Annotated in this window: 24 protein-coding genes; 10 read left to right on the top strand and 14 right to left on the bottom strand. The window is 41.7% G+C overall.

Features of this window, described 5'->3' with window-relative positions:
- Nucleotides 1-12 precede the first annotated feature (12 nt).
- Nucleotides 13-915, top strand: coding sequence for a diguanylate cyclase (locus tag P4S60_RS20810; RefSeq protein WP_337117539.1), 903 nt, complete (start codon nt 13-15; stop codon nt 913-915).
- Between the two features lies 1 nt (nt 916).
- Here P4S60_RS20810 and P4S60_RS20805 read toward each other — a convergent pair whose 3' ends face one another.
- The 3 genes from P4S60_RS20805 to P4S60_RS20795 form a co-directional block, all read right to left on the bottom strand.
- The gene (locus P4S60_RS20805) at nt 917-1612 is read right to left on the bottom strand and encodes a class I SAM-dependent methyltransferase (RefSeq protein ID WP_337117431.1); all 696 of its coding nucleotides are present in this window, start codon (nt 1610-1612) and stop codon (nt 917-919) included.
- Nucleotides 1613-1736: 124 nt separating this feature from the next.
- On the bottom strand, nt 1737-2105 hold the full coding sequence (locus P4S60_RS20800) for a hypothetical protein (RefSeq protein ID WP_337117430.1): 369 nt from the start codon (nt 2103-2105) through the stop codon (nt 1737-1739).
- Between the two features lie 56 nt (nt 2106-2161).
- The gene (locus P4S60_RS20795; protein WP_337117429.1) at nt 2162-2665 is read right to left on the bottom strand and encodes a GNAT family N-acetyltransferase; all 504 of its coding nucleotides are present in this window, start codon (nt 2663-2665) and stop codon (nt 2162-2164) included.
- Between the two features lie 173 nt (nt 2666-2838).
- Here P4S60_RS20795 and P4S60_RS20790 point away from each other — a divergent pair, with 173 nt between their 5' ends.
- Both P4S60_RS20790 and P4S60_RS20785 read left to right on the top strand, forming a co-directional pair.
- The gene (locus tag P4S60_RS20790; protein WP_119853231.1) at nt 2839-3246 is read left to right on the top strand and encodes a hypothetical protein; all 408 of its coding nucleotides are present in this window, start codon (nt 2839-2841) and stop codon (nt 3244-3246) included.
- 403 nt (nt 3247-3649) lie between these two features.
- Nucleotides 3650-4099: an SMP-30/gluconolactonase/LRE family protein gene (locus P4S60_RS20785; RefSeq protein WP_337117538.1), complete on the top strand. Its 450-nt coding sequence runs from the start codon at nt 3650-3652 to the stop codon at nt 4097-4099.
- Here P4S60_RS20785 and P4S60_RS20780 read toward each other — a convergent pair.
- The 4 genes from P4S60_RS20780 to P4S60_RS20765 form a co-directional block, all read right to left on the bottom strand.
- Complete coding sequence (locus P4S60_RS20780; RefSeq protein WP_337117428.1) at nt 4096-4329, bottom strand: helix-hairpin-helix domain-containing protein; 234 nt, start codon at nt 4327-4329, stop codon at nt 4096-4098. The two genes, P4S60_RS20785 and P4S60_RS20780, sit on opposite strands and share 4 nt — an antisense overlap.
- 87 nt (nt 4330-4416) lie before the next feature.
- Nucleotides 4417-5490, bottom strand: a complete 1074-nt coding sequence (locus tag P4S60_RS20775; protein WP_337117537.1) for a DUF1214 domain-containing protein — start codon at nt 5488-5490, stop codon at nt 4417-4419.
- Nucleotides 5491-5519: 29 nt separating this feature from the next.
- Nucleotides 5520-5711, bottom strand: a complete 192-nt coding sequence (locus tag P4S60_RS20770; protein ID WP_337117427.1) for a hypothetical protein — start codon at nt 5709-5711, stop codon at nt 5520-5522.
- A gap of 225 nt (nt 5712-5936) precedes the next feature.
- Nucleotides 5937-8672, bottom strand: a complete 2736-nt coding sequence (locus tag P4S60_RS20765) for a TonB-dependent receptor domain-containing protein (RefSeq protein WP_337117426.1) — start codon at nt 8670-8672, stop codon at nt 5937-5939.
- A 259-nt stretch (nt 8673-8931) separates the two neighbouring features.
- Between P4S60_RS20765 and P4S60_RS20760 the strand changes: the two genes are divergently transcribed.
- Nucleotides 8932-10137: an anhydro-N-acetylmuramic acid kinase gene (locus tag P4S60_RS20760; RefSeq protein WP_337117425.1), complete on the top strand. Its 1206-nt coding sequence runs from the start codon at nt 8932-8934 to the stop codon at nt 10135-10137.
- Here P4S60_RS20760 and P4S60_RS20755 read toward each other — a convergent pair.
- The 4 genes from P4S60_RS20755 to P4S60_RS20740 form a co-directional block, all read right to left on the bottom strand.
- The gene (locus tag P4S60_RS20755; protein ID WP_337117424.1) at nt 10134-10610 is read right to left on the bottom strand and encodes a hypothetical protein; all 477 of its coding nucleotides are present in this window, start codon (nt 10608-10610) and stop codon (nt 10134-10136) included. The genes P4S60_RS20760 and P4S60_RS20755 overlap by 4 nt on opposite strands.
- A 275-nt stretch (nt 10611-10885) precedes the next feature.
- Nucleotides 10886-11221, bottom strand: a complete 336-nt coding sequence (locus P4S60_RS20750; protein ID WP_337117423.1) for a hypothetical protein — start codon at nt 11219-11221, stop codon at nt 10886-10888.
- 325 nt (nt 11222-11546) lie between these two features.
- A complete protein-coding gene (locus P4S60_RS20745) occupies nt 11547-12575 on the bottom strand; it encodes a methionine synthase (protein WP_337117422.1) in 1029 nt (342 codons plus the stop codon).
- 11 nt (nt 12576-12586) lie between these two features.
- Nucleotides 12587-13564: a DUF1852 domain-containing protein gene (locus P4S60_RS20740; protein WP_337117421.1), complete on the bottom strand. Its 978-nt coding sequence runs from the start codon at nt 13562-13564 to the stop codon at nt 12587-12589.
- A gap of 387 nt (nt 13565-13951) precedes the next feature.
- On the opposite strand from P4S60_RS20740, the gene P4S60_RS20735 reads away from it, so the two are divergent.
- Entirely contained in the window at nt 13952-14761 is an 810-nt protein-coding gene (locus P4S60_RS20735) for a sulfite exporter TauE/SafE family protein (protein WP_337117420.1), read from the top strand.
- A gap of 128 nt (nt 14762-14889) precedes the next feature.
- Entirely contained in the window at nt 14890-16026 is a 1137-nt protein-coding gene (locus tag P4S60_RS20730; protein ID WP_337117419.1) for a serine hydrolase domain-containing protein, read from the top strand.
- Between the two features lie 14 nt (nt 16027-16040).
- Here the strand turns inward: P4S60_RS20730 and P4S60_RS20725 are convergent, their stop codons facing one another.
- Together P4S60_RS20725 and P4S60_RS20720 are read right to left on the bottom strand one after the other, a co-directional pair.
- Nucleotides 16041-17039 carry an AraC family transcriptional regulator gene (locus P4S60_RS20725; protein WP_337117418.1) on the bottom strand — a complete coding sequence of 333 codons (999 nt, stop codon included), beginning with the start codon at nt 17037-17039 and terminating at the stop codon, nt 16041-16043.
- Between the two features lies 1 nt (nt 17040).
- A complete protein-coding gene (locus tag P4S60_RS20720) occupies nt 17041-17823 on the bottom strand; it encodes an SDR family NAD(P)-dependent oxidoreductase (RefSeq protein ID WP_337117417.1) in 783 nt (260 codons plus the stop codon).
- 176 nt (nt 17824-17999) lie between these two features.
- On the opposite strand from P4S60_RS20720, the gene P4S60_RS20715 reads away from it, so the two are divergent.
- The 3 genes from P4S60_RS20715 to arsJ all read left to right on the top strand — a co-directional run bounded on the left by P4S60_RS20715 (nt 18000) and on the right by arsJ (nt 21065).
- Nucleotides 18000-18764 (top strand): metalloregulator ArsR/SmtB family transcription factor, encoded by a 765-nt coding sequence (locus P4S60_RS20715; protein WP_442961507.1) that lies wholly within the window; start codon nt 18000-18002, stop codon nt 18762-18764.
- A 76-nt stretch (nt 18765-18840) separates the two neighbouring features.
- On the top strand, nt 18841-19851 hold the full coding sequence (locus tag P4S60_RS20710; protein WP_337117415.1) for an ArsJ-associated glyceraldehyde-3-phosphate dehydrogenase: 1011 nt from the start codon (nt 18841-18843) through the stop codon (nt 19849-19851).
- A 5-nt stretch (nt 19852-19856) separates the two neighbouring features.
- Nucleotides 19857-21065 (top strand): organoarsenical effux MFS transporter ArsJ, encoded by a 1209-nt coding sequence (gene arsJ, locus P4S60_RS20705; RefSeq protein ID WP_337117414.1) that lies wholly within the window; start codon nt 19857-19859, stop codon nt 21063-21065.
- Nucleotides 21066-21145: 80 nt separating this feature from the next.
- On the opposite strand, the gene P4S60_RS20700 is transcribed toward arsJ, so the two are convergent.
- Nucleotides 21146-21904, bottom strand: coding sequence for an AAA family ATPase (locus tag P4S60_RS20700; protein ID WP_337117413.1), 759 nt, complete (start codon nt 21902-21904; stop codon nt 21146-21148).
- A 270-nt stretch (nt 21905-22174) separates the two neighbouring features.
- On the opposite strand from P4S60_RS20700, the gene P4S60_RS20695 reads away from it, so the two are divergent.
- The gene (locus P4S60_RS20695) at nt 22175-23095 is read left to right on the top strand and encodes a hypothetical protein (protein WP_337117412.1); all 921 of its coding nucleotides are present in this window, start codon (nt 22175-22177) and stop codon (nt 23093-23095) included.
- Nucleotides 23096-23097: the final 2 nt, after the last annotated feature.

Genomic DNA, 23097 nt, shown 5'->3' with positions numbered 1-23097 from the left:
TTTTCATTGGCTATGCATCAAAACACCGGGCAAGGCATTAGTTCACTGTCGAATACCCAGCTTGAAGACGTGATTGCAGAAATTGAGCAAGCTATAGAGTGGCATCAGTCATGGTATAAAAATTTGTTAAGATGCTTAATTGCAGATACTCCCGCAAATGAACAAGACTTAAGCGATAATGCTCATAACCTCTGTCGCTTTGGGCAATGGTTTAATAAGCTTCCCGAGCAGACCCTAAACCTTCATCCTTATTTTTCAGAAATCGCTTGTGCACATAAAAAAATGCATCAAGGTGCCACGGTCCTGTTATCGTTAAAAGAAACTAAGTCTGCTATTTCTGTCAATCTATTGGATCAGTTTCATGCCGATTTAGATAGGTTACGAGTGTTATTTGACACCCTTATTGATGAGTTCTCTGAACTGCTGCACACCCGAGACCCTTTAACGGGTGCATCAAACCGAACAAACTTAGTAGAAAACCTGCAAAAAGAGCATGAGCTGTGCAAACGTAAATCGCTCAGTTGCGCGCTGATAATGATCGACCTTGATCACTTTAAGCAAGTGAATGATGAGTTTGGCCATGCAGTGGGCGATAAGGTGTTAATCGCACTTGTTAAATGCATTAAATCTCATCTAAGAGAGTACGATCAATTGTATCGCTATGGCGGCGAAGAGTTTTTAGTCTGCTTACCCCAAACAGAGCTAGAAGGTGCCAAATCACTTTCTGAGCGATTAAGAGCTGGCGTTGAAGTTTTAAAAATTGAAATTGGCAAAGGTAAACACATTAATGTGACAGGCTCTTTTGGTGTTGCGTTAATAGATGTCGATGATGATATCGAAACGGCAATCGAGAGGGCTGACCAAACTATGTATCAAGCTAAAAAGTCAGGCCGCAATCGAGTGTCTGTGGCTTAAACTACGCTTTAACACCGGTGAATGCTTTTATTAGGCCTGCTTGATAAAAAGGGTAAACACCTGTAAAGCCTGACTTGGTAACGATGTTTTCAATTACGTGAGTCTCTTTTAAAGCAACGTCATTTTCATAAGCTAGTTTTACTCTTTCAATTTGTTCAGGGCTGACTGCGGCTGATGACATAACACTTAACCAGTGACTAAGCTGCTCTGGGTAAGTTCTGGCATTTTGATTGGCACTTAAGTCTGCGCTGACAAGTAACCCGCCTGGTTTTAAACGTTTGTGAATATCTGCAAAAAATGCCACTCGTTTAGGTTCATCTACAATGAACTGCGACACTAACACGGCTGTCGCTGCATCAAAGGGCATCAAGTTTTTGAGTGAATCTACGTAGCCATTATGAAACTGGCAGCGATGTGCAACCCCTGCTTGCGTTAAATTGTGTTTGCATACTTTGATCATTTCAGTCGAGGGTTCTACAGCGGTGAAGCGAAATGCGGGGAATGCCTGTGCTAAATGCAATATTTCATTTCCGGTACCCGCTCCAACGCAGAGAATATGCGCATTGCTTGGCAGTTTGCTGAATAAAGGCGACATCATAAAATACAAGGCTTGGCTAATAGGCGCCATGTTTTGCCATTGTGAATCGTAATTAGCTGCTTGTTGATCAAATAAGGCGGTGACTTCGTGTTGTTGCATAGTAAAAACCTAATAGGTAACTTTAAGTGTTACAGAAGTGGTTAGCTTACTTTATTTTAGATAACTTTAAAAGTTACTTAATGGGGCATTCTTTTGTTAGGTTGATTTAAGCACATTAATTTGCTTAATTTTTAGGGTGAATGTGAGACTGAGCTATATCGCCAACTGTGTTTCGACTATGAAACGATAGTAACTTTGCAAATTCAAAATCAGTAAGCTCAATGTCGTTATTCGATGTCCAGGTAACTTTGTAGCTGGTGTTACTTGGGTGCCCGTCTAGTGATAGCAAGATAGTTTTCTCGCTTGGTTGCGCTACGCGACTAATAGATATCAGTGTTTCAAAGTTTGTTGTGGCACCACAGTTTATGACTGAAACCACGGCTTGTTTGTCTTTATCTGGTGATAAGAACACTTCATATTGCTCATCACCACACCAATTTGGTGTGATAGCTGAAATACCCCAAATAAGTAACGCTAGGGTGCTAAACCCCAAAAAATAGCAGCACCGCTATGCCAAAGTATTTTTAATGCTTTACTCATACTCGTCCTTTAGTTTTTATTGTGAGGTTTTATTAATGAAAAGAAATGCGCATTAAAGAATTGCTGTTGCTTGAACATCGCGTTTTTTAAAATGGCATCTTGCTTGAAACCTAGCTTTTGTAATAACTTCATTGAGGCGGGGTTATCCTCACACACATACGCAAACACTCTGACGATATCAGTTTTAGTAAATACCGTTTCGAGTAGCATAGCCGCTGCCTTTGCAGTGATCCCTTGTTGCCAATACTCTTTTGCCAACCAGTAACCTAACTCGGCTGAGCGATTAAATTCAAACTCGCCTTGGATCACGCTCACGCAGCCAACCAATTGATCATCCAACGTGATTGCTTTTACAAGCTCGCTCTTACTGCCTTCAGTGATCCACCAGTTTGCGTCGCTTGCGGTATATGGACTCGGGATTTTACTTGAAAGAAACTGAGTGACGCTTGTGTCGTTTAAAATTGAGATTAATTGTTCAGTATCTTGTTGTTGAAAGTCGCGAAGTGAAATCACAATTGCATCTGTACCTAAAATGGTTTTTTTATTGATAGCAAAGAATGATAATGGATACTAGCAAATGTTACTTTTAATCACCTTTAATAACGATTTATGCCGCTTCGCTTTGTTGGCAGTCGTTTAGGAACGGTGTATGCTAAATCTAGTTTAAGCTTATCAAAAGGATTGATATGAAGCGTGTTTTTCTATTGATTGCAGCGGTTTTTGCAACCTCTCTGCAAGCCAATACTGATGTATTATCAGTGGATCCGGTTATGCTCTCTGGCAGTGCTTTTTCATTTGAGAATGATGCCAAGCGCTACCCTAAGCAAAGTCAATTTAGTATTGTCCATAGTGTATTAATGAGCAGTGAAAGCGGTCGCCGTTTAGCGGTTGTGACGATTGAAAACAAAGCATCGGGATCGCGAATTCTTCAGGCTGACCATATTATGGCGCTATTTGCCGATGGGCGTCGTGTGCATCCTCAGAGCTTTGACGAAGGTATTAAGCTAGATGATGGCGAAAAGCGTTCTTTGACCTTATCTTTTGGTGAAAACGAATACCCCATTTTAGCGGTATACACGAGTTTAAATGAGTAAAAGGAAGACCGATGAAACAACTTAAGCCACTGGCAATAACACTACTTTTAAGCTCACCGTTAAGCTTTGCAGTTGATAGCCAAGACTTTGTTAAAGATAACGTTTTCACGCAAGGCGTTGAAGGACCAACCATGTATAACGGTGCCTTATACGCGGTGAACTATGCCCAGCAAGGAACCATTGGCCGCGTTGATAACATGGGCAAAACATCGCTATTTGTGCGTTTACCGGATGACAGCGTTGGCAATGGCCTACAGTTTGACTCACAAGGCAATTTATTTATTGCCGATTATGTTAACCACAATATTTTAAAAGTACCTGCTGGCAGTAATAAAGCAGAAGTGTTCGCCCATAATAGTAAAATGAATCAGCCCAATGACATTGCTATCACCAAAAGGGGGCGCTGTTTGCAAGTGACCCTAACTGGACGAACGAAACGGGTCAATTATGGCGGATTAATGCGGATGGCAGCACCCATTTACTCGAAAAAAACATGGGCACTACCAATGGGGTGGCGGTTAATCACGACAACACTAAGCTCTATGTGAACGAGAGTGTGCAGCGAGTTGTTTGGCAATATGACTTAGATGAGAACCTAAACATTAGTAATAAAAAGCTTTTGATTAAGTTTGCTGATCATGGCTTAGACGGCATGCGCGTTAATAATCAAGGGCATGTGTTTATTACTCGTTACGGCGCAGGAAAAGTGCTTGAAGTCTCGCCTACCGGCAAGCTATTAAATAGCTATCAATTAAAAGGCCAGCATCCAACTAATTTAGCCTTCAACGAGACGCAAAGCAAAGTGTATGTCACTATGCAAAAGCGCGGTGCAATAGAAGTCATTGAGCTTTAGCCTTGTTTTGCTCGCGCAATCGCGGCGGTGATAGCCGCTTTTGCTTGCGGACTATTTTGCCAACAACTTGAATGCAACATCGACGCTACTCGCTCAGCAATGGTGTTGGCATCAAACCCGGCTAACTCCTCAAACGATTCAATACCAATTTCTTCAAACCGTTTTATCACCGTTGGTCCAACACCTTTGAGTGCTAAAAGCGCGCCGCGCTCTTGCTCGTTAAATGGCATGTTACCTGTCCTAAACTCTGTAATTGATCACTAAAATTGAAGGTGCTGACCTTGATTACAATATTACAAGGCCAGCAAAATAACTATCTAGTTAGTGACCTTTAATGTTGGGAAGTCATAACTACCTTCTTGAACCTCTTTGCTAGGCCCGTATAAGCGCATAATGATATAAGCATCTTTTTCAGGGATCGGTAACCAGTTTGTGTCACTTTCTTGACCTTTTGCACTCAGCTTTATCGTGTACATGCCGTCAGCATCAGGTGTAAGTGTGCGATCTCCACGGCTATGACGATTAATCTCATTGTGAGCCATTAAACGGTTATCAGAACCATAAACTGTAAACGACCAAAATTGACTTACATCAGGTGCTTTAAAACGCATAATGTATTCTTTGCCGTTAGCGCCATTGATGTTTTTACCGTCACTACCTGTTTCAGCTTTTAAGTATACTGACTCATCAGGTGGTAAACCCCATTGACCTAAGTAGGTGCCTTCCGCGAATAAATCACGCTCTCCATCGCTAAGTTGCTCACGAGTACCAAGTAGTTTTCCTGCATTGGTCATTTCAGGGGCGAGTTTAACAAGGTGAGCCATGCCTAGCTCTTTACCTTTTTTAGCGGCGGCTAGTTGGGCTTTACTAAAGTCATCTTTACAAGCTTCAAGACCGATAACATTATATTTATCAAGCCATTTCTTGTCAGCGGTTGCCATGTCTCCATCACATAACACATAGTTAACTCGTTGCACCCAATTGGTGTTTTCAGGGTTTGGATAGCTGCGCTCTTTCGCTTTTGGCCCTGCTACACCTAAATAAGCTGAAAGCGTGCGAATATTCCACTTATCCATGTAATTTAATGCGGTTTTCTCATCTTCTTTGCCAACGGCCATGATACGGCCCATTAGTTTTAAAAGATTTGAATCAACACGAATAACTTCATCAACACTTGCTGGAACATCACCTTGCCAAGATCGAGAAGCAAACATAAAACTGCCACCTTCATTACCACGTAATCGTGAGCCGATCATTGACGTGGTGTAATGGCCCATGTCCATTGTGTGTAAAATCCAGTAACGTCCTTTATCCATATCTGGAATACTCACAATCACAGGTTCTGCGGCTACATCTAACCACCCCATTAGATGTAAGGTATCGTTATTGATAGTTACGTGTGCGGTATAAGTATCATCTGCTATATGGCGAATATTTTGAAAGCGATTAAGTGGGGTGTCTGTTTCAACTGCGGTTTCATAAAAAACTTATATGCTTCATCAATTGAGTATGCATAGATGAATGCATCCTCGGCGAGTTTGTCTGGTATTGCATTTGCTAGGGCGGTTTGAGACGCAGCCAACACAGTTAAACTGAGTAACGCTTTTTTCATTATTAACTCCTTTTATATGCTTCGGTGAGGAAAAGTGAATAAGAAACACGATTTCACAAAGAATAAAGTAGCGTAAATGTAAGGTCTTGGGAACGATTTTCATACAAATTTTGTATAAATTATCGTCTTTGTGATTTAGCTCAAATTATTCCGGCGATAAAAAAGCGCACCGGGCAGGGTGCGCTTGAGGGGATCAATCCTGTGTAGCTAAAACAGTAGGATTAATTAAAAGCTTGGGGCATATCTCAGTGAAACACCGACTGAGCGGCCAATCACACTATAATCACTTACTGTGTTAAAGTGGTTTGCGCCTACTTCAGGTGTTGGTGGTTCACGGTCTAATAAGTTATCGACACCAAAGTTAACAGCAAGTTCCTCATTAACTTGCCATGCAGCGGCAAAATCTAAGTAATTTTGTGCTGAGATTGTTTCTGAACGGTCGACAGCATACTCTACTTCACCGATTCTGCGCCAGCCAAGTTGGAAGTTCATGTTATCTAACTGCCAATCAATGCTTGCGCGGTGTTTGTAATCAGCTTGCAGGATACTCGCAAAGTCACCCGAACAGGCGCTGCCATAAGTTCCCTTACAGTCAATTTCAGCCACCGTACTGTTGTTTTGACGGGTTTGTTTAGTAACAAAGTTACCTTGGTACGAGAATCTAAAACGACCACCCATTTGCTCAGGTGCATCAATTACATAATTTGCTGCAACGTCGATACCTTCTTGCTCAATCGCGGCTAAGTTAAAGTCATTAACGATGGCTGTGCTAATAAAGCCAGTGTTTGGATCGCGAAGTACCGCACCACACAATGGGTTATTCGGATTCGGGTCATCAACATAACAGCTTTGCAGTGCAGCACCAGGTTGAATCTGGCTTACCGCATCTGTTACACGAATACTGTAGTAATCGAGTGATAAATCAAAGCCTTCTAAATAGCTAGGTGTATAAACAATGCCTAATGTATCTGATTCGGCTTGCTCAGGTTTAATATTCGGGTTACCACCATAGGTGTACTCTGCCGTGCTTGAATCAAACTCGGTGCCAACAGGCGGCGCACCAAACGCAGCACATTGAGTCGCATCACCGGTGCCCAGTAAACATGGATCGCCGTTATAACGCCCTGCTAGTCGTGGCACAAACTGGTCGCTATTTTGGTCAAATAACGATAACGATAGCGCTGTGATTGGGCTGGCAAACTCACCTAAGTTAGGTGCTCTAAACGCGGTTAAGCGGTTGGCGCGAATACGAATGTCGCTGTTTATTGCCCAATTGATACCTAGTTTGTAAGTGTCTTCTGCTTCGGTATTTGAGTAATCAGAAATACGGTAGGCACCTTCAAAGCTAAGCTCTTCAGCAAAAGGTTTATCAACTAAGATAGGCACTAAAATTTCAGCGTAGAACTCTTCAGAGCTAAAGCTTGCATCCATATCAAATGCGCTGATAGAGGCAAAGCTGGTACCGTTTCTAAATGCATCGCCCGGTGTTTGCTTACCGGTTTCTTTACGGTATTCATAACCGATTGCAAAATCGATAGCACCGGCAGGTAATTCAAATAAGAACCCAGAATCACCCGATAGTGTTGCTGAGATCACACTTTGAGTACGGTCGCGAGTGGTATAAAGCAGCGGATCGCTAAAGTCGCTGAAATCAAGGTTGGGATCAAAAATATCCACTGAATTTGCAAGGGCAGCAAAGCGGCTATTACCGCTGTTATCATTGCGGTATGCGTTGTTGTAAATGGTGGCTACTTCATCCGTTTTGCCGTACTGGCCATATACGTCATAACGTAAGTAGTCAGTAATATCACCTTTTAAACCCAGCTGAAATTGCATTGAATCACGCACCGCTTCGGTGTGCTGCACACCTAAACCTAGGTTACGCTCAACATTAACAAGGGCATTGCCTTCGCTATCAAACGTAAGTTGGTTACGTAGTTCATCTGGAATATACGCGTTGTCTTGCGTGAGGGTCACTTGTTCGTTAACAAAAATGGGGGTTTGGCCACTGGCACCCGCACCATTTACGGTCACTTTAGAATACATCGCGCGGCCATAGGCAATGGCACTGTCGCTTACATCAACGTCAAATAATAAGCCCGCAGAAAAACGGTCCATCGGTTGAGTTAAATAACGGTCAGCTGTGAAATCAGTTGTTTGACGCTCACTTGTTACGGCACCTGAATCAGCAATACCGATGCTGTTGCCTGATGCAACGTCAGTATAATAACCACCGCTGTTGATCATTGCCGTTGAGTTTTCAAGCGCATAGTCACGCTCGCCAGCTAATAGCTCTTTTCGTTCGGTGTAACCAATATAGCCTGCTACATGGCCGCGACCATCGGCGATGTCACCACCAAAAATAGCCTCAAAGTTAAGCTTTTCGTTACCGCCGTCGGCACTTTCGTAACTGGTTGAGAATTCAGCGCCAGTAAAATCATCGTCTAAGACAAAGTTAACAACACCGGCTACCGCATCGGCACCGTAAACCGCCGCAGCACCACCTGTTAATACATCAACGCGTTTAATTAATCCGGCTGGAATGGTATTTACGTCAACTGAGTTACGAAAGCTAAATGGTACCGCGCGAGTGCCGTCAATAAGTACCAATGTACGGTTTTGGCCAAGGCCGCGTAAATCAATTGTTGATGAGCCAAACGAGTCACCGACTGTGGCACCGGTGCTGTTAGCACCCGCCGCAGCTTGTGGCAGTTTTGCGGTAATATCTTCAACGTTCACTGCACGATCTAGGTGAATTTGTGCTTCATCAACGCTCACCACTGGGCTACTTGAAACCAGCTCGGTACGTTGAATACGTGAACCTGTTACGGTGATCACTTCAGGTTTTTTTGCTTCAGTGCTTTCTTCTGCGTGGGCATAACTAATTACTGAGCTTACAGCGAGAGCTAAAGGTGAGAGCAGCAATAGTGAGCGATGCCCTGTTGATGTATTTGCTTTCATGATGATTCCCTTGCGTTTTATCATTTAAATCAACGCAGCTTGGTGTCTGACCTAGACCATTTAGTTAATTTAATGAGTCATACTTTTTGTTATGATGCTTGTGTGTTCTCCTTTTGGGGAGCTCACCGGTACAGTTTTAAAGCAATTTAAAAGTCTTTGCAATAATTATTCTTTAAATCTATTATTTTAAAATATAAACTATTCCAACTCGTTAACCTGCTTATTTACATCTAATAAGCTGATTTTAAGTGATTTATTTATGCATCAACATATTGAAAAACTGTATTTAAGCGCAAAAAAAGAAAGAAAATTAATAATTGGTCTAATGAGTGGTACCTCGTTAGATGGTCTTGATATCGCGCTATGCGAAGTATCAGGGCAGGGCATGGATACTCATGTAGAAGTATTAAAGTTTACTACCGTTGATTACGACGATGATTATAAAACGCGTGTGAAACGAGTGTTCGCCAAACGCGAATGTGATCTTGAAGAAGTCACTTTACTCAACCCTTGGATTGGCCAATTACATGGTGAAATGGTTGCCAAAACGTTAGCCAGCTGGGGAGTAGCAAAAGAACTTGTTGATGTGATTGCCAGCCACGGACAAACTATTTATCACTGCCCTAAAAACCAACACAAGCGTGAAGAATATGGCAATGCAACACTACAAATTGGTGACAGCGATCATTTAGCGGTGACTGCTGGCATTACGACCATCGCTGATTTTAGACAAAAGCACATTGCAGCGGGCGGCGAAGGTGCACCGCTTGCGGTATATGGTGACTACTTGTATTTCACAAGCACCAGTGAAAACCGCATATTGCTAAATATGGGCGGCATTGCAAACTTAACCTACTTACCTAAATCTGCAGATGCGCGAGCGGTTTTTAGCTCTGACATTGGCCCTGGTAATACCATTATGGATGCCTATGTACAGCGTTATTTTGCACCACTTCATTATGATAAAGATGCCGCTATTGCAGCAAAAGGCACGGTAAATGAAGCTTTACTCGCGACGCTGTGTGATGATGCATTTTTTGCTTTAGGGTTTCCAAAAACCACCGGGCCAGAAGTGTTTAATCTAGAGTATTTAGCAGCAGCACAAGCACGCTCGAATACACAGAACTTATCGCACTTTGATGTAATGGCAACCTTAGTGCAGTTTTCTGGTTTAATGATTGCTAAAGCAATTAACCTATGCAGCGAAGGCTTGACCGATGTGGCTGTTTACGCCAGTGGTGGTGGAGTTCATAACCCATTATTAATGGACATTATTTTGGCTAATTGCCCAGCGCTTTCTGAAATAAATAACACCGATTCGTTGGGGATAAATCCAGATGCAAAAGAAGCCGTGTTATTTGCTATTTTAGCGAACGAATGTTTGTCGGGTGGGCAACAACGCTTTGGTAATACCGAGCAAGGGATCCCCGATATTACCATGGGTAAAATTAGCTTTTCAGATTAGAAAAAAGCTAAAAAGCTTGCGCCAATATTACTGATGTAATGGCGTAAGCCATGGTTTTTAGCTTGCTCAGAAGGTATCAGCTCTGGTGATGTGCTCGCTGCAATGCTGACATCAAACTGGGCGCTGTCTTTAAGTGTTGCATGCATGCCGTGCAGCATTAATTGCAAAACAAATTCACCACTGTGAGTAACGTTTTCTAAGGTAAGCATAATAACGTGCTGCTCTAGATCGTGTTGCGTTAAAGTGTGTGCAGTAAAATACGCAGACTCACGTGCATCAGGGCGCGTTGCACTGATTGAGATCACATCGCCTTCATGGGCATCATCTGGCAGCACACAACAAAATACAACACGCTTTTGCTCATTAGCCGCAAAATGCAATTGTTCATATTCCATCGTATGCGCAAGTGCAGCACATAAAGGATCTTCACTAGAGGGGAGTGCAAACGAAAGTTGCACCAAGGCACTGTCCATTACTTCTTCATTACGTTAGCTGATTAAATTAGCGTCAATTATTGATCAATTAGATGACAGAATTATGACTATTGTCATATTGCGGATTATTTATTTCAGAAACAGAGAAAAGTTGAATGTTTGATTCGTTTGGTCGGATTTTAGTCTCAATATATTTGATAATGAAATTGCGTTTATTAGTCGTTATTGCAAAAGAGTCTCTTTCAAAGCATGTAATTATCGACGATTTAGGCTTTATAAGCCTGATTGTTTTTCATCAGGCTATAAATCAAGAATTAGCAAATATGATATTCACCACGTGGTTTGTTGCTGAACATAAAGGCTTGTAACTCAGATTTAAGTACCTCGACAATATCCGTGGTAAAGGGCGTTCTGATTTCACCAGAGTCTAAATACCTCAGTAAATCAATTTCATGTTTGAGTGCAGACTGAATCGAATAACTAATTGGGTAGGTTACTTTAAACTGTTTATGCGATATCACATTGTCGTGGTTTTCAATCTCAACATAGAAAGTTAATTGCTCATCTTCTTCGCAAATGTCGCTACAGGTGCCTTGCTCACGAATACAATCCAAGACAATATTTCTGATGAAAATATCAAATTCGTTCATATTAATCCCTCAATTTTTGCCCATCCATTGGGTACAACTGAAATCTAGCAAAAAATAATTAATCTAGCCAATTCAATTTTGCAGCTTTTGGATTAACTCTTTCTGAATGGGTTGGTTTAAAAGTGCTAGGGGAGGGGAAGTAGTTAGTTAATAGTCGTTAGAGGATGGAATGCGCGAAACAAGGGATTAGAGGCGAGATAAAACGCGATGTAAAATCGCTGCTACACAATCAGGTCCATACCAAATTTAAAAACTGACGGGCTAAAGCCCGACCTACAATGTAGAGCCCACACACCTCGTAACTTTCCCCTTGAAACTTGCTAACTCAATTACTAATTTCCCCCCTCACAATCTTTGCGCCTTTACTTAGCGCACTAAGCTTGGCGCTTGCTATGTGGCGAGGTAGAGGGGCCATACCGCAGTTTGTGCATGGGTAAAGCTTGTCGGCATCAACATATTTTAGGGCTTCGCGTAATGTGTGTGCGACCTCATCAGGTGTTTCAATCTCATTACTTGCTACATCAATGGCACCCACCATCACTTTTTTGCCGCGTATAAGTGCTAATAGCTCAATAGGTACGCGAGAGTTGTGGCACTCAAGAGAAATAATATCGATATTCGACTTTTGAAGTTTCGGGAATACTTCTTCGTATTGACGCCATTCATTGCCCAGTGTTTGTTTCCAATCAGTGTTGGCTTTTATTCCATAGCCGTAGCAAATGTGCACAGCGGTTTCGCACTTTAAGCCTTCGATTGCTCTTTCTAGGCACTTAATGCCCCAGTCATTAACATCATCGAAGAACACATTAAACGCAGGCTCATCAAATTGAATAATATCAACACCTGCAGCTTCGAGCTCTTTCGCCTCTTGATTGAGGATTTTGGCAAATTCCCACGCTAGTTTTTCACGGCTTTGATAATGGTCGTCATACAAGGTGTCGATCATGGTCATAGGCCCTGGTAATGCCCACTTTATAGGTTGCTTGGTTTGCGAGCGTAAGAACTTGGCGTCTTCAACAAACACGGGTTTGCTTCGTGATACCGGGCCAATTACACTTGGTACACTGGCTTCGTAACGATTACGAATGGTCACTGTTTTACGGTTTTCAAAATCAACGCCATTTAAGTGTTCGATAAAGGTCGTTACAAAGTGTTGTCGAGTTTGCTCGCCGTCGCTCACGATATCAACGCCAGCTTGTTGTTGCTCTTGTAAGGCAACACGCGGCGCGTCTTGTTTGCCGTCGATAAGTTCTGCGCCTTGCAATTTCCAAGGCGACCATAAGGTTTCAGGCTCAGCAAGCCAAGCAGGTTTTGGTAAACTGCCTGCTGTTGATGTGGGTAATAACTTTTTCATTTTTACTCTCTTTAAATCGCGTAGTTGGCAGACCATTTTTCAAGTACTGATTGATAAGGCTTAATAAAGTGCTGCTCAGTAAATTTACCTTGTGCAATTGCTAGTTGACTGCGCTCTTCACGGTCGTAGACAATTTGCGTGATAGAGTGATCGGCGTTTCTTAAATTTGGTTGATAGTAACTACCCGCCACGGCATTGGCATTATAAATTTCTGGACGATAGATTTTCTGGAATGTTTCCATGGTGCTAATGGTGCTGATCAATTCTAAGTTGGTGTAATCGTTCAGCAAGTCACCAAAGAAATAAAATGCCAGCGGAGCAACTGTGTTTGGTGGCATAAAATAGCGCACCTGCAAGCCCATTTTTTTAAAGTATTGCTCGGTTAATGACGACTCATTTGGTAGGTACTCAGCACCTAAAATTGGGTGTTGGTTTTCTGTACGATGGTACGTTTTGTTATCAGACACGCTTAAACAAATAACCGGTGGTTTTTTAAAGTGCTGCTTGTAAGTCTCTGAGTCAATAAAGTATTTAAAGAGTTTACCGTGTAAATCACCAAAGTTTTCGGGAATGCTAAATTCGTTTTTCGCTTTGTTATGATCAAGCAGCAGTACGCTAAAATCATAATCACGCACGTAAGATGAAAAGTTATTACCAACAATACCTTCGATACGTTCATTAGTTTGGTGATCAATGATATTAGTTTTTAGCACTTCAATTGACGGGAATGCTTCTGTGCTTTGTGCAATTTCTAAATCAACAGAGATGATCTCAAGCTCTACAGAGTAGCGGTCGCCTTGCGGGTTATCCCAGTTTGCTAGCGCATTAAAGCGGCTATCAATCATTTTTAACGCATTTCGTAAATTCTGCTGGCGACTTTCACCGCGAGCTAGGTTTGCAAAGTTTGTGGTAAGTCGTGTGCTATTTGACGGATGATAATTCTCGTCGAGGCAAATGCTTTTAATTGTAAATCTGAAATCGTTGTTCATGGCAATGTATCCAAAAGTCCTGAGATAAATGATTGCTGCTCACCTTCCTTAAATCGCTAGGTCATTAACCTTAGGTTGCTCTGCAGCGTAAAATACTAATAAATTTATACGTGCTCAGCACCATGAAGAAAAACGTTTTTATTTCAGGTAAAACATGAGGCAGATTCATAAATATTTGCTGTTTTAGTAAAATATTTAGGAAGGGATAGTGAAAAAATGCTTCAATGTTTCTTTAGACGTCTGGATTTCTAAATTGGCTTGCTAGAGTTGCAGTAATTTCATATAAAACGTGAGTAATATTCACTACTTAACAGGCCTTTTGAGAATAACCCCGTAATTTATTGTTGTTATACTCGTCTCCCTAAATCAACAACACAGACAAATACAATGAATGAATTAATCGTGCTTATTATTGCTTGCGCCATACTAGGTAGCGGAGTGGGCTTTTTAGCTGGACTATTAGGAATTGGTGGAGGCCTAGTTATTGTGCCCATATTAAGCATGATATTGCTGCACTTTCAGGTGTTACCTGCTGAGCAAGTTGTGCTGGTGGCGATTGCTACATCGCTTGCCTCAATTCTTTTTACTTCAACGTCATCCGCTATCGCTCACCACAAAAATGGTAATGTGCCTTGGCAATTGGCTCCGTGGGTGATGACTGGGGTTGCACTAGGCGCTCTTATCAGTGGCTTTTTGGCTTCGCTATTACCTGCAAATGTGGTGCGAATTGTGTTTGCTGTGAGTGTAGTGCTTATTGCATTAAAAATGATTTTCAGTAGTAAAAATGACAGCCAAACAACACGCTCGCTACCTAATAAAAGCCTTTTAACACTTTATACAACCATCACGGGTGGTCTTTCTGCCATGATTGGCATTGGCGGTGGTGCGGTACTTGTGCCGTTACTGACGTTTTTCTCGGTTGATATGAAAAAAGCCATTGGCTGTGCTTCGGCCTGCGGTATTGTTATCGCGTTATTTGGCTCAGTGGGTTACATCAGTTCAGGCAGTCAGTACTTTACATTAAAAGAGGGCTTTGCTGGTTTTGTTTATTTGCCTGCCTTGTTTGGTATTGTTTGTACTTCGTGGTTTACCGCACCATTAGGTGCAAAAGCAACGCATCATTTACCAGTCTCAACTATCAAAAAGATCTTTGCGGGGCTATTGGTAATTATGGCTGTGAATATGCTCGCTAAATAGTGTTAACTTATTAATTCGACATCAAGAGAGTCGTTTGTTAATGTCAGTCATGCAGCTTTTAGGCTGCTTAACTGCCTTTTTCGAGAGTTGTAGGCGCTAATTAGGGACTACTTTTTAAGGAACATGTTATGGATCGTCGGTGCTTTCAAGCAAGTAAAAAAACGCTAAGCTCTTTATTTGTTGCTCTATCACTGATGGCTTTGCCAGTGACTGCTGAGCCTACAAAGTCTCTTGAAACTCATCATGCTTTAATGGGCCAAATTCTAAATGCAAATCAAAAAACAGCGCTTACAGGTTTTGCACTTCATGTGATTGTTGATGATGGGCATACTTTTTCAACGGCAAAGCAAAGTAAAGAAAATGCGCCGCAAGTTATTAACCCAAATAGTTTATTTAGAATTGCCAGTGTGACCAAAACCTTCACTGCGGCAACCGTGCTTCGTTTGCATGAAGAAGGTCAATTAAACCTTGATGCAACGCTCGATAAATTAATTTCTGACGACTTTTTTACGCTTCTTGAAAGCGATGGTTATGCCCTAGATAAAATTACGCTAAAGCAAGTGCTAAGTCATACGGCAGGGTTATACGATCACGCCCAAAGCGATCAGTTTTTAGCTGGCATAATGGCAAATCCGCAGCAAGATATGACGATGCGCGATCAAATTAAAGGCTGTGTAGAGTGGGGTGACCCAGTTGGTAAACCTGGCGAGCGTTTCTCATATTCAGATACCGGGTATGTATTACTCGGCCATATTATTGAAAGAGTGACAGATTTACCCTTGCCTGAAGCGGTTCGAAAGTACTTAAGTTTCGATAAAAATCATATTGAAAATGTGATCTGGGAACGGGGTGATACGGTTGCTGTGGATGAGTCTCGACGCGTGCATCAATACTTGCACGGCACCGACACCTTTAATTGGAGCCCAACAGTTGATTTATATGGTGGTGGTGGGCTTGTTGCCAGCCCAATCGGTATGGCTAAATTTTATCAGGCTTTATTTTCAGGAAAGGTTTTTAAACATCCTGAAACGCTCAAACTCATGCTATCGGATAAAGGCTTACCAGCAGATAGCCCTTATCGTTTAGGTATATTTGCAAAAGAGTATAACGGCACCTTGGTTTATCAACATGGTGGCTTTTGGGGCACTTTGGTGATGTATGAACCAACAACGCAGGTGGTGGTAGCAGGGGCTGTTACTCAGCAAAAAGACTACGCCCAGCTTGAAAAAGTAATGAGTGACTACCTCACCCTACAGGCAAATTAGTTTCACAAAGCTAATTAATGCCTTACTTGTGTGCGCTTATGGGCGGGAGAAACACCTGTCCAGCTACTGTAAGCGCGAACAAACGAATTTGTTTCGCTAAAACCGAGTAAAAAGGCGATTTCGATTATTGGTAACTCAGTTTGCATTAAGTAGTGCTGTGCAAGATCTTCTCGTACTTGTTGTAAGACTTTTTGATAACTTTGCTTTTCAGCTGTTAGTTTTCGTTGTAGAGAGCGTTTGCTTAGTGCCAGCTCTGAGGCAATATGCTCAATGTTACTTTGCCCTTGAGGTAGGGATTTAAACAAAATACTTGATACCTTGTCAGTAAGGCTTTGTTCGCTGATAACATCTTGCAGCTTACGTTTTAAATCTCCCTCAAAGCACGACAACATTACTTGATTACTAGTTAAAAATGGCGCTTTTGCATCTTCTGCTAAAAATGTCACGCTAGGGGTATTCCCCACTTTCAACGGGCAACCAAAGTAGGCCTCGTATTCCATGAGCTTTTCAGGTAGCTCTGGCACAATAACCATAACAGGGTTAATTTGTTTTCGAGTAGCAAGGCGAGTTAATTGTGTAAAAAATACCAGTTCAGCTAAGCTGTAGCACTTGGGCAGCGTATCAATAAAACCATAACAGCTTACTTGGGCTTTAGTATGAGTGTTGGTAATTTCAAGTGCTAGCTCCATAGGGCCAATTAGTGGTTTGTACTGTTGTAACCTTGCTAAAGCGGCATTTAAGTTTGGGCTACTAATAGCAGCAAAAATTGGTACGTCAAATGATTCTATTGTCATGACTTCGGCAAGTTTTAAAGGTAACTCAATGCCGTTTGCTGCTGTTTCTACACCCTGCCATAATTGAAAGTATTGAGCGGGCGTTAAGTATACTTTATCTTGAGAAAATAAACCTGAAGGCAACTGGGCATAAGCCAGTGCCTCTTCTAGGTTGATTTCTAAATCATTGAGTAATACTTGCCAGTTGGGAGGGATCAAAAACTTGCTGGCTCGTTTCATATTAGTTTCCGCTTTTTTCCATAAACTGACGAGAAATTTTTAACACAGTTTTGCGAGGCAATAAAGGGATCACCCAATTGAGCATAAATTTAAGTGGTGCTTCGTTAAAAGCAATTAACTGACCTTTTTGCATTGCCTTGTAACCACACAGTGCCACAGAATGCGCTGATTTAGCATTCTTCCAAGCATCTACCCCTTGTAGATCACCTGCTTCAACAAAGCCTGTTGCTACTGTTCCTGGGCATAACGCGGTGACCGTAATGTTTTTATCTTTTACTTCTTCTGCAATTGCTTGGCTGAATGAAGTAACAAACGCTTTCGTTGCATAATATACCGCTTGCAGTGGGCCGGGCATAAAGGAAGCTGTAGACGAAATATTTAAAATTTTGCCACGATTTCGCTCAACCATGCCTTGTAAGTAATAGTGGCTTAGGTTTGTTAATGTCACAATATTAAGTTGCATCATCGTTTGTTCTGCACTGAGATCACGCTCATGAAACTTGCCATGTCCGCCAATACCGGCATTATTCACCAAAATATCTATGTGCAAACCAAGTGCCTCAGTATGTGTAAAAACATACTCAGCTGAATCTGGCTTAGATAAATCAGCAGCAATAACGGTAACCTTTACATTGTGTTTCGATTCAAGCTGTTGTTTAAGATCATTCAGTTTGTCTTCTGAACGAGCTACCAGCACTAAATTATCGCCATGCTGTGCGTGAATATGCGCAAGTTCTAAACCAATCCCGTTTGATGCGCCAGTGATCAATGCTGTTGATGTCATATTTGTACTCCATTAATTTGAGCTGTTGTTTTGTTATATGCATGGTAGGCCATCTATTGGTGCCACATGACATCAGATCGCGCCATCGTTATTGCAAAACGCGCCATTTATAAAATTCAGCTTGTAAATCTTATATAACAAAAATATTATATAATTAAATTATTATGGAGCGAGTCGTGAAAGTTCTCTTTTTATGTACAGAAAATTCAGCCCGTTCAATTATGGCTGAGGCGTTGCTTAAACATCATGGTAAAGGTGAGTTTGAGGTGTTTAGTGCGGGTACTGAACCTTATGCGGTAGACCCTCGTACGCTTGCGGCGATTGAGCATTTTGGTTTAAAAACCGATGACTTACACTCAAAGCACTTAAACGATGTAACTAACCTGAATTTTGATTACGTCATTACCTTATGTGATGAGGCAGCCAAAGAATGCGCCAATCGCGTCGATGGCAGCCATTGCCTTGCATGGGATTTTATCGATCCTAAAACGCGTCCTGAACCTCACGCCTTTGAAAAAACCTTGCAAGAGCTCAATGAGCGAATTAAACAGTTTGTGCTATCCCATAACAAAGAAAAACCAGCATCAATTTCGCCAACCACATTTTATAAAGCCCTTGCAGATGATATTCGTTTAAAAAGCTTATTGCTTATCGCCGTTGAGCAAGAGGTTTGCGTATGCGAACTAATGACCGCACTTAATGAGCATAGTCAACCAAAGGTCTCAAGGCATTTAGCGCAACTTAAAAAACAGGGCATTTTGTCGGATAGAAAACACCAGCAGTGGGTGTTTTACTCTTTAAACCCGACCTTACCAATGTGGATGAAACAAACAATTACCTCGACCGTGGTAAACGAACCTAATTTCATAGAAAACGAGTTAGCAAGGCTAAATGCGATGGGCGATGATCGCCCAACTCGTGTGGCGCGCTGTTGCAATTAAACAAAACGGTTTGCTGTTAACTGTCGGCAAACCCGGTAAAACAAGTTAGACAATTTTAAAAAGTAGGAGCTTAACAATGGCAATTAAAGTAGGCATTAATGGTTTTGGCCGTATGGGTCGTTTATCGCTAAGAGCAGCGTTTGCTTGGGACGACGTTGAGTTTGTGCAAATTAATGACCCAGCGGGTGATGCAGCTACATTGGCTCACTTACTAAAGTATGATTCGGTACACGGTATTTGGTCTCATGAGGTTGAAAGTAACGACAACGCTGTGATCATCGATGGTCAGGTGATTAACGTCACACAAAATAAAGCGATTGCAGACACTGATTGGTCTGGTTGCGATATCGTTATTGAAGCCTCTGGCGTGATGAAAGAAAAGTCTCTACTTCAGGCATATCTTGACCAAGGTGTGAAGAAAGTCGTTGTCACTGCCCCTGTAAAAGAAGATGGTGTGCTGAATATAGTAATGGGTGTAAACGACGATTTATACGACGTAGATCAGCACGATATTGTTACAGCAGCATCATGCACTACCAACTGTTTAGCGCCTGTGGTTAAAGTTCTGCAAGAAAAAATTGGTATCAAACATGGTTCAATGACGACCATTCACGATATTACTAACACGCAAACTATCTTAGATGCGCCGCATAAAGATTTACGTCGTGCTCGCGCATGCGGCATGAGCTTAATTCCAACTACAACTGGCTCTGCAACAGCAATTACACATATTTTCCCTGAACTTAAAGGCAAATTAAACGGTCACGCGGTTCGTGTTCCTTTAGCAAATGCATCAATCACTGACTGTGTGTTTGAAGTAACAAAGCCAACTACCGCTGAGCAAATTAACCAGTGGATGCAAGAAGCCGCAGAGGGCCAGCTAAAAGGCATTTTGGGCTATGAAGAAAAGCCTCTTGTTTCTATCGATTACAAAACTGATCCACGCTCAAGCATTGTTGATGCGCTATCAACAATGGTTGTGAACGAGACACAAGTTAAGCTGTATGTTTGGTACGATAACGAATGGGGTTACGCAAACCGCACTGCTGAACTTGCCCGTAAAGTTGCGCGATCACTACAAGGTTAAAAGCAATGACGCGTTTGGCTAATCTTCCCGCTGATATAAAGCAGTACTTAATTGTTACCGGGAATTACTGGGCATTTACGCTTACAGATGGCGCATTGAGAATGTTGGTGGTACTGCATTTTCATGCGCTTGGCTACTCGCCTTTGAGTATTGCCATGCTGTTTTTGTTTTATGAGATTTTTGGTGTTGTCACTAACTTAGTGGGCGGCTATTTAGGCGCAAGGCTTGGTTTAAATAAAACTATGAACATTGGCCTTGCCATACAGGTTGTAGCCTTGTTCATGTTGGCAGTCCCCCCTGAATGGCTGAGTGTAGCCTATGTGATGTTGGCGCAGGCGCTGTCGGGCATTGCAAAAGATCTCAATAAAATGAGTGCTAAAAGCTCAATTAAAATGCTGGTTGCCAGTGGCCAAGAAGGTACCTTGTTTAAATGGGTGGCAATACTAACAGGCTCTAAAAATGCATTAAAAGGTGTGGGCTTCTTTTTAGGTGGCTTACTTCTTACAATAATGTCGTTTAAAGGCGCAATGCTTGCTATGGCTGCCACTTTGCTGGTGGTGTGGTGTTTCAGTATTTATGCACTTAAAAATGATTTAGGCAAAGCCAAAAACAAACCTAAGTTTAACGAGATATTTTCAAAAAGCAGTTCAATCAATATCTTGTCGGCAGCAAGGTTGTTCTTGTTTGGTGCGCGTGATGTTTGGTTTGTAGTTGCACTACCGGTGTTTTTATCGCAAGCCTTTGGCTGGGACCATTGGACCGTGGGGGCTTTTATAGCTGCATGGATCATTGGTTATGGGATAGTGCAATCTTTTGCACCTAAAATCATTAAGCTTAATAAGCAAACATCACCAAGTGCAGAAACAGTTAAGTGGGCATCCTTGCTTGCTGTAGTCACCTTAGCCATTGCCTTGGCTATTGGCTTTGACTGGGCTGTAAAACCAATGCTGATAGGCGGACTGATGTTGTTCGGCGTGGTCTTCGCGATTAACTCATCTTTGCACAGCTACTTGATTGTTAGCATGGCTGATGCCGATGGCGTATCACTTGATGTTGGGTTTTACTATATGGCTAATGCCATGGGGCGCTTAATTGGCACTGTGTTGTCGGGATTAGTGTTTCAGCTTTATGGCTTAGCAGCCTGTTTAGCTATCTCACTGTTATTTATTGTTATTACCGCTCTTATTTCGACTAAATTACCAAAACAAATTTAGTTAAATCAAAACACTCCCTACAAAGGTAAGCATGCTTTCTTGCTTACCTTTATTCATGCATAGCATCAGAAATAATAAAATCAGTCACCTTCTGGCTTGAAAAGCTCTTCGAGCATTGGCTGTGGGTTGTTTAAAAACGCCTTTGTAATTTGGTAATGCTCAGTATCCTCATAATTTATCTGTTCAATGCCTTGTGCTCCCACTTGGTAGATCCTCGCACCTGGGTATGCCATTAAAATCGGTGAGTGTGTGGCAATAATGAACTGAGAGTTTTGCTCAATTAGTTGAAACATGCGACTCAAAACAGCCAACTGCCTAGAAGGAGAAAGTGCGGCCTCAGGCTCATCTAAAATGTAAAGCCCATTACCGGAAAAGCGGTTTACCATAAGCGCTAAAAAAGATTCGCCATGTGATTGGTGATGAAGGGATGTACCACCATAGGCATCTATCAGTTTAGGCTCCCCAGAAAATCCCAAATCTAAGTCATCAATGTTTGATGCAACGTTATAGAAGCTTTCAGCGCGTAAAAAGAATCCATCTTTGTATCTCTTAAACGATTTTGAGAGTAGCAAGTATTTATGAAGCTCTGAATGCGATTGCTGAGTTTGAAAGTTAAAGTTTTTAGAGCCACCTTCGGCGTTAAAACCCAAGCCGATAGCAATAGCTTCTAAAAGAGTCGATTTCCCAGAACCATTTTCACCTACAAATATTGTGACATGTTTTGAAAAGTCTATTTCAAAGAGCTGATTAACCGCAGGAATAGAGAATGGATATGTATCAAAAGAGAAAACGTGATCTCGTTTGAGTGTCACCTTTTGTAGATACGGTAATGCTTCCATACAAAATATTCCTTTTAAAGGCTTAAAATAAACGGCAATAAATAGACAAAATACCCGCTTAACTCAAAACGAGCAAATGCTAGAACTGCAGGTTTCTTTGATTTAATTATAAGCATCAAGTGCAAATAGTTTATATACCTGAAAAGCGAAACCGCAGTTAAGTTTCGCTTTCATCGCTGTTTTCTTGTAACTTACTTAGCAACAAAAATGATAAGTAGGTTGTTATGTCTGGGCATGCTTTTGTTAGACAAGGAATAAAGCTATTTTTAATTGTGGTACTGTTGTTCGTTATTTATATTTTTTTCACGAGAAGCTGCAATCTTTGTAACCAATTCAGAATTATCAAATGATACAAAAGCTACGCAGCACATTGAGGCACAAGCAAGCATAGCTGCCACAAAGCCTGCTGCGAGTTTGTTAGCTGAGGAATCAGCTGAGCAAGGGAGTGAAGTTAATGACAGCCGTGAACTTATTATCAAAAATGCACCGAAATGGCGTTTTGATGGTGTGTTAATTGACCACTTAACTGAGCTAAAGCAACGCGCTGAGCAAGGTGATGCTGAGGCTAACTATCTTATCGCACAAAACCTTAAGTACTGTTTTAATGCTCCTTTAGATGCTGAGGTGCTTGAAGCAACATTAGCCGAAAGCTATGAGTTTAGCGATGCTGGTGATACGCAAAACCGTGCTTTAGAAAAATATGAGTATTGCCAAGGGGTAGATTTAGCAACGCGGCGGTCTTTTTACCGTTATTTGGCAATAGCAGCAGAAAAGGGCTCAGCCTTTGCGCAGCAAACGTTTGCTGGGCTAACTCCTGAATTTTACATGAAGTCGCAATTTCCTGAGAAGTTGTCACGTGCCGAGTTCATCAAAAATCGCGATAGTTTTAAAGAGCGTAAAACCGTATTTTTAGAGCAAGCAGCGAAGCAGGGCAGTGAACAAGCGCTGATGAGTTTAGCGAGCATGTATTACAGCGAACAAGTTGGTGAGCATAGTGCAGCAAAAGCCTACGCTATGAATCGACTCATTATGGAAATCACGCAAAATAACAATGTGTATAATCGTTACGCGTGGTTTGAACAAAGACAATACTCGACACTTTCAGATGAAGAGCTAAGTATCGCGAACAATTTATTTGAACAATGGCTTTTGCAAATAAAGCAAAATGGTACATTATATCCAAAGCACTGAGT

This window comes from Pseudoalteromonas sp. Hal040 (assembly GCF_037162425.1).
Lineage (GTDB): Bacteria > Pseudomonadota > Gammaproteobacteria > Enterobacterales > Alteromonadaceae > Pseudoalteromonas > Pseudoalteromonas gelatinilytica.
The sequence above is the reverse complement of the archived record's forward strand: the minus strand, read 5'-3'. Positions and strand labels throughout refer to the sequence as shown.

Excerpts from the sequence above, each read along its gene's own strand:
- P4S60_RS20810 (WP_337117539.1), top strand. The coding sequence starts at position 13 with ATGCATCAAAACACCGGGCAAGGCATTAGTTCACTGTCGAATACCCAG.
- P4S60_RS20805 (WP_337117431.1), bottom strand. The coding sequence starts at position 1,612 with ATGCAACAACACGAAGTCACCGCCTTATTTGATCAACAAGCAGCTAAT.
- P4S60_RS20790 (WP_119853231.1), top strand. The coding sequence starts at position 2,839 with ATGAAGCGTGTTTTTCTATTGATTGCAGCGGTTTTTGCAACCTCTCTG.
- P4S60_RS20780 (WP_337117428.1), bottom strand. The coding sequence starts at position 4,329 with ATGCCATTTAACGAGCAAGAGCGCGGCGCGCTTTTAGCACTCAAAGGT.
- P4S60_RS20770 (WP_337117427.1), bottom strand. The coding sequence starts at position 5,711 with ATGAAAAAAGCGTTACTCAGTTTAACTGTGTTGGCTGCGTCTCAAACC.
- P4S60_RS20765 (WP_337117426.1), bottom strand. The coding sequence starts at position 8,672 with ATGAAAGCAAATACATCAACAGGGCATCGCTCACTATTGCTGCTCTCA.
- P4S60_RS20760 (WP_337117425.1), top strand. The coding sequence starts at position 8,932 with ATGCATCAACATATTGAAAAACTGTATTTAAGCGCAAAAAAAGAAAGA.
- P4S60_RS20755 (WP_337117424.1), bottom strand. The coding sequence starts at position 10,610 with ATGGACAGTGCCTTGGTGCAACTTTCGTTTGCACTCCCCTCTAGTGAA.
- P4S60_RS20750 (WP_337117423.1), bottom strand. The coding sequence starts at position 11,221 with ATGAACGAATTTGATATTTTCATCAGAAATATTGTCTTGGATTGTATT.
- P4S60_RS20745 (WP_337117422.1), bottom strand. The coding sequence starts at position 12,575 with ATGAAAAAGTTATTACCCACATCAACAGCAGGCAGTTTACCAAAACCT.
- P4S60_RS20740 (WP_337117421.1), bottom strand. The coding sequence starts at position 13,564 with ATGAACAACGATTTCAGATTTACAATTAAAAGCATTTGCCTCGACGAG.
- P4S60_RS20735 (WP_337117420.1), top strand. The coding sequence starts at position 13,952 with ATGAATGAATTAATCGTGCTTATTATTGCTTGCGCCATACTAGGTAGC.
- P4S60_RS20730 (WP_337117419.1), top strand. The coding sequence starts at position 14,890 with ATGGATCGTCGGTGCTTTCAAGCAAGTAAAAAAACGCTAAGCTCTTTA.
- P4S60_RS20725 (WP_337117418.1), bottom strand. The coding sequence starts at position 17,039 with ATGAAACGAGCCAGCAAGTTTTTGATCCCTCCCAACTGGCAAGTATTA.
- P4S60_RS20720 (WP_337117417.1), bottom strand. The coding sequence starts at position 17,823 with ATGACATCAACAGCATTGATCACTGGCGCATCAAACGGGATTGGTTTA.
- P4S60_RS20710 (WP_337117415.1), top strand. The coding sequence starts at position 18,841 with ATGGCAATTAAAGTAGGCATTAATGGTTTTGGCCGTATGGGTCGTTTA.
- arsJ (WP_337117414.1), top strand. The coding sequence starts at position 19,857 with ATGACGCGTTTGGCTAATCTTCCCGCTGATATAAAGCAGTACTTAATT.
- P4S60_RS20700 (WP_337117413.1), bottom strand. The coding sequence starts at position 21,904 with ATGGAAGCATTACCGTATCTACAAAAGGTGACACTCAAACGAGATCAC.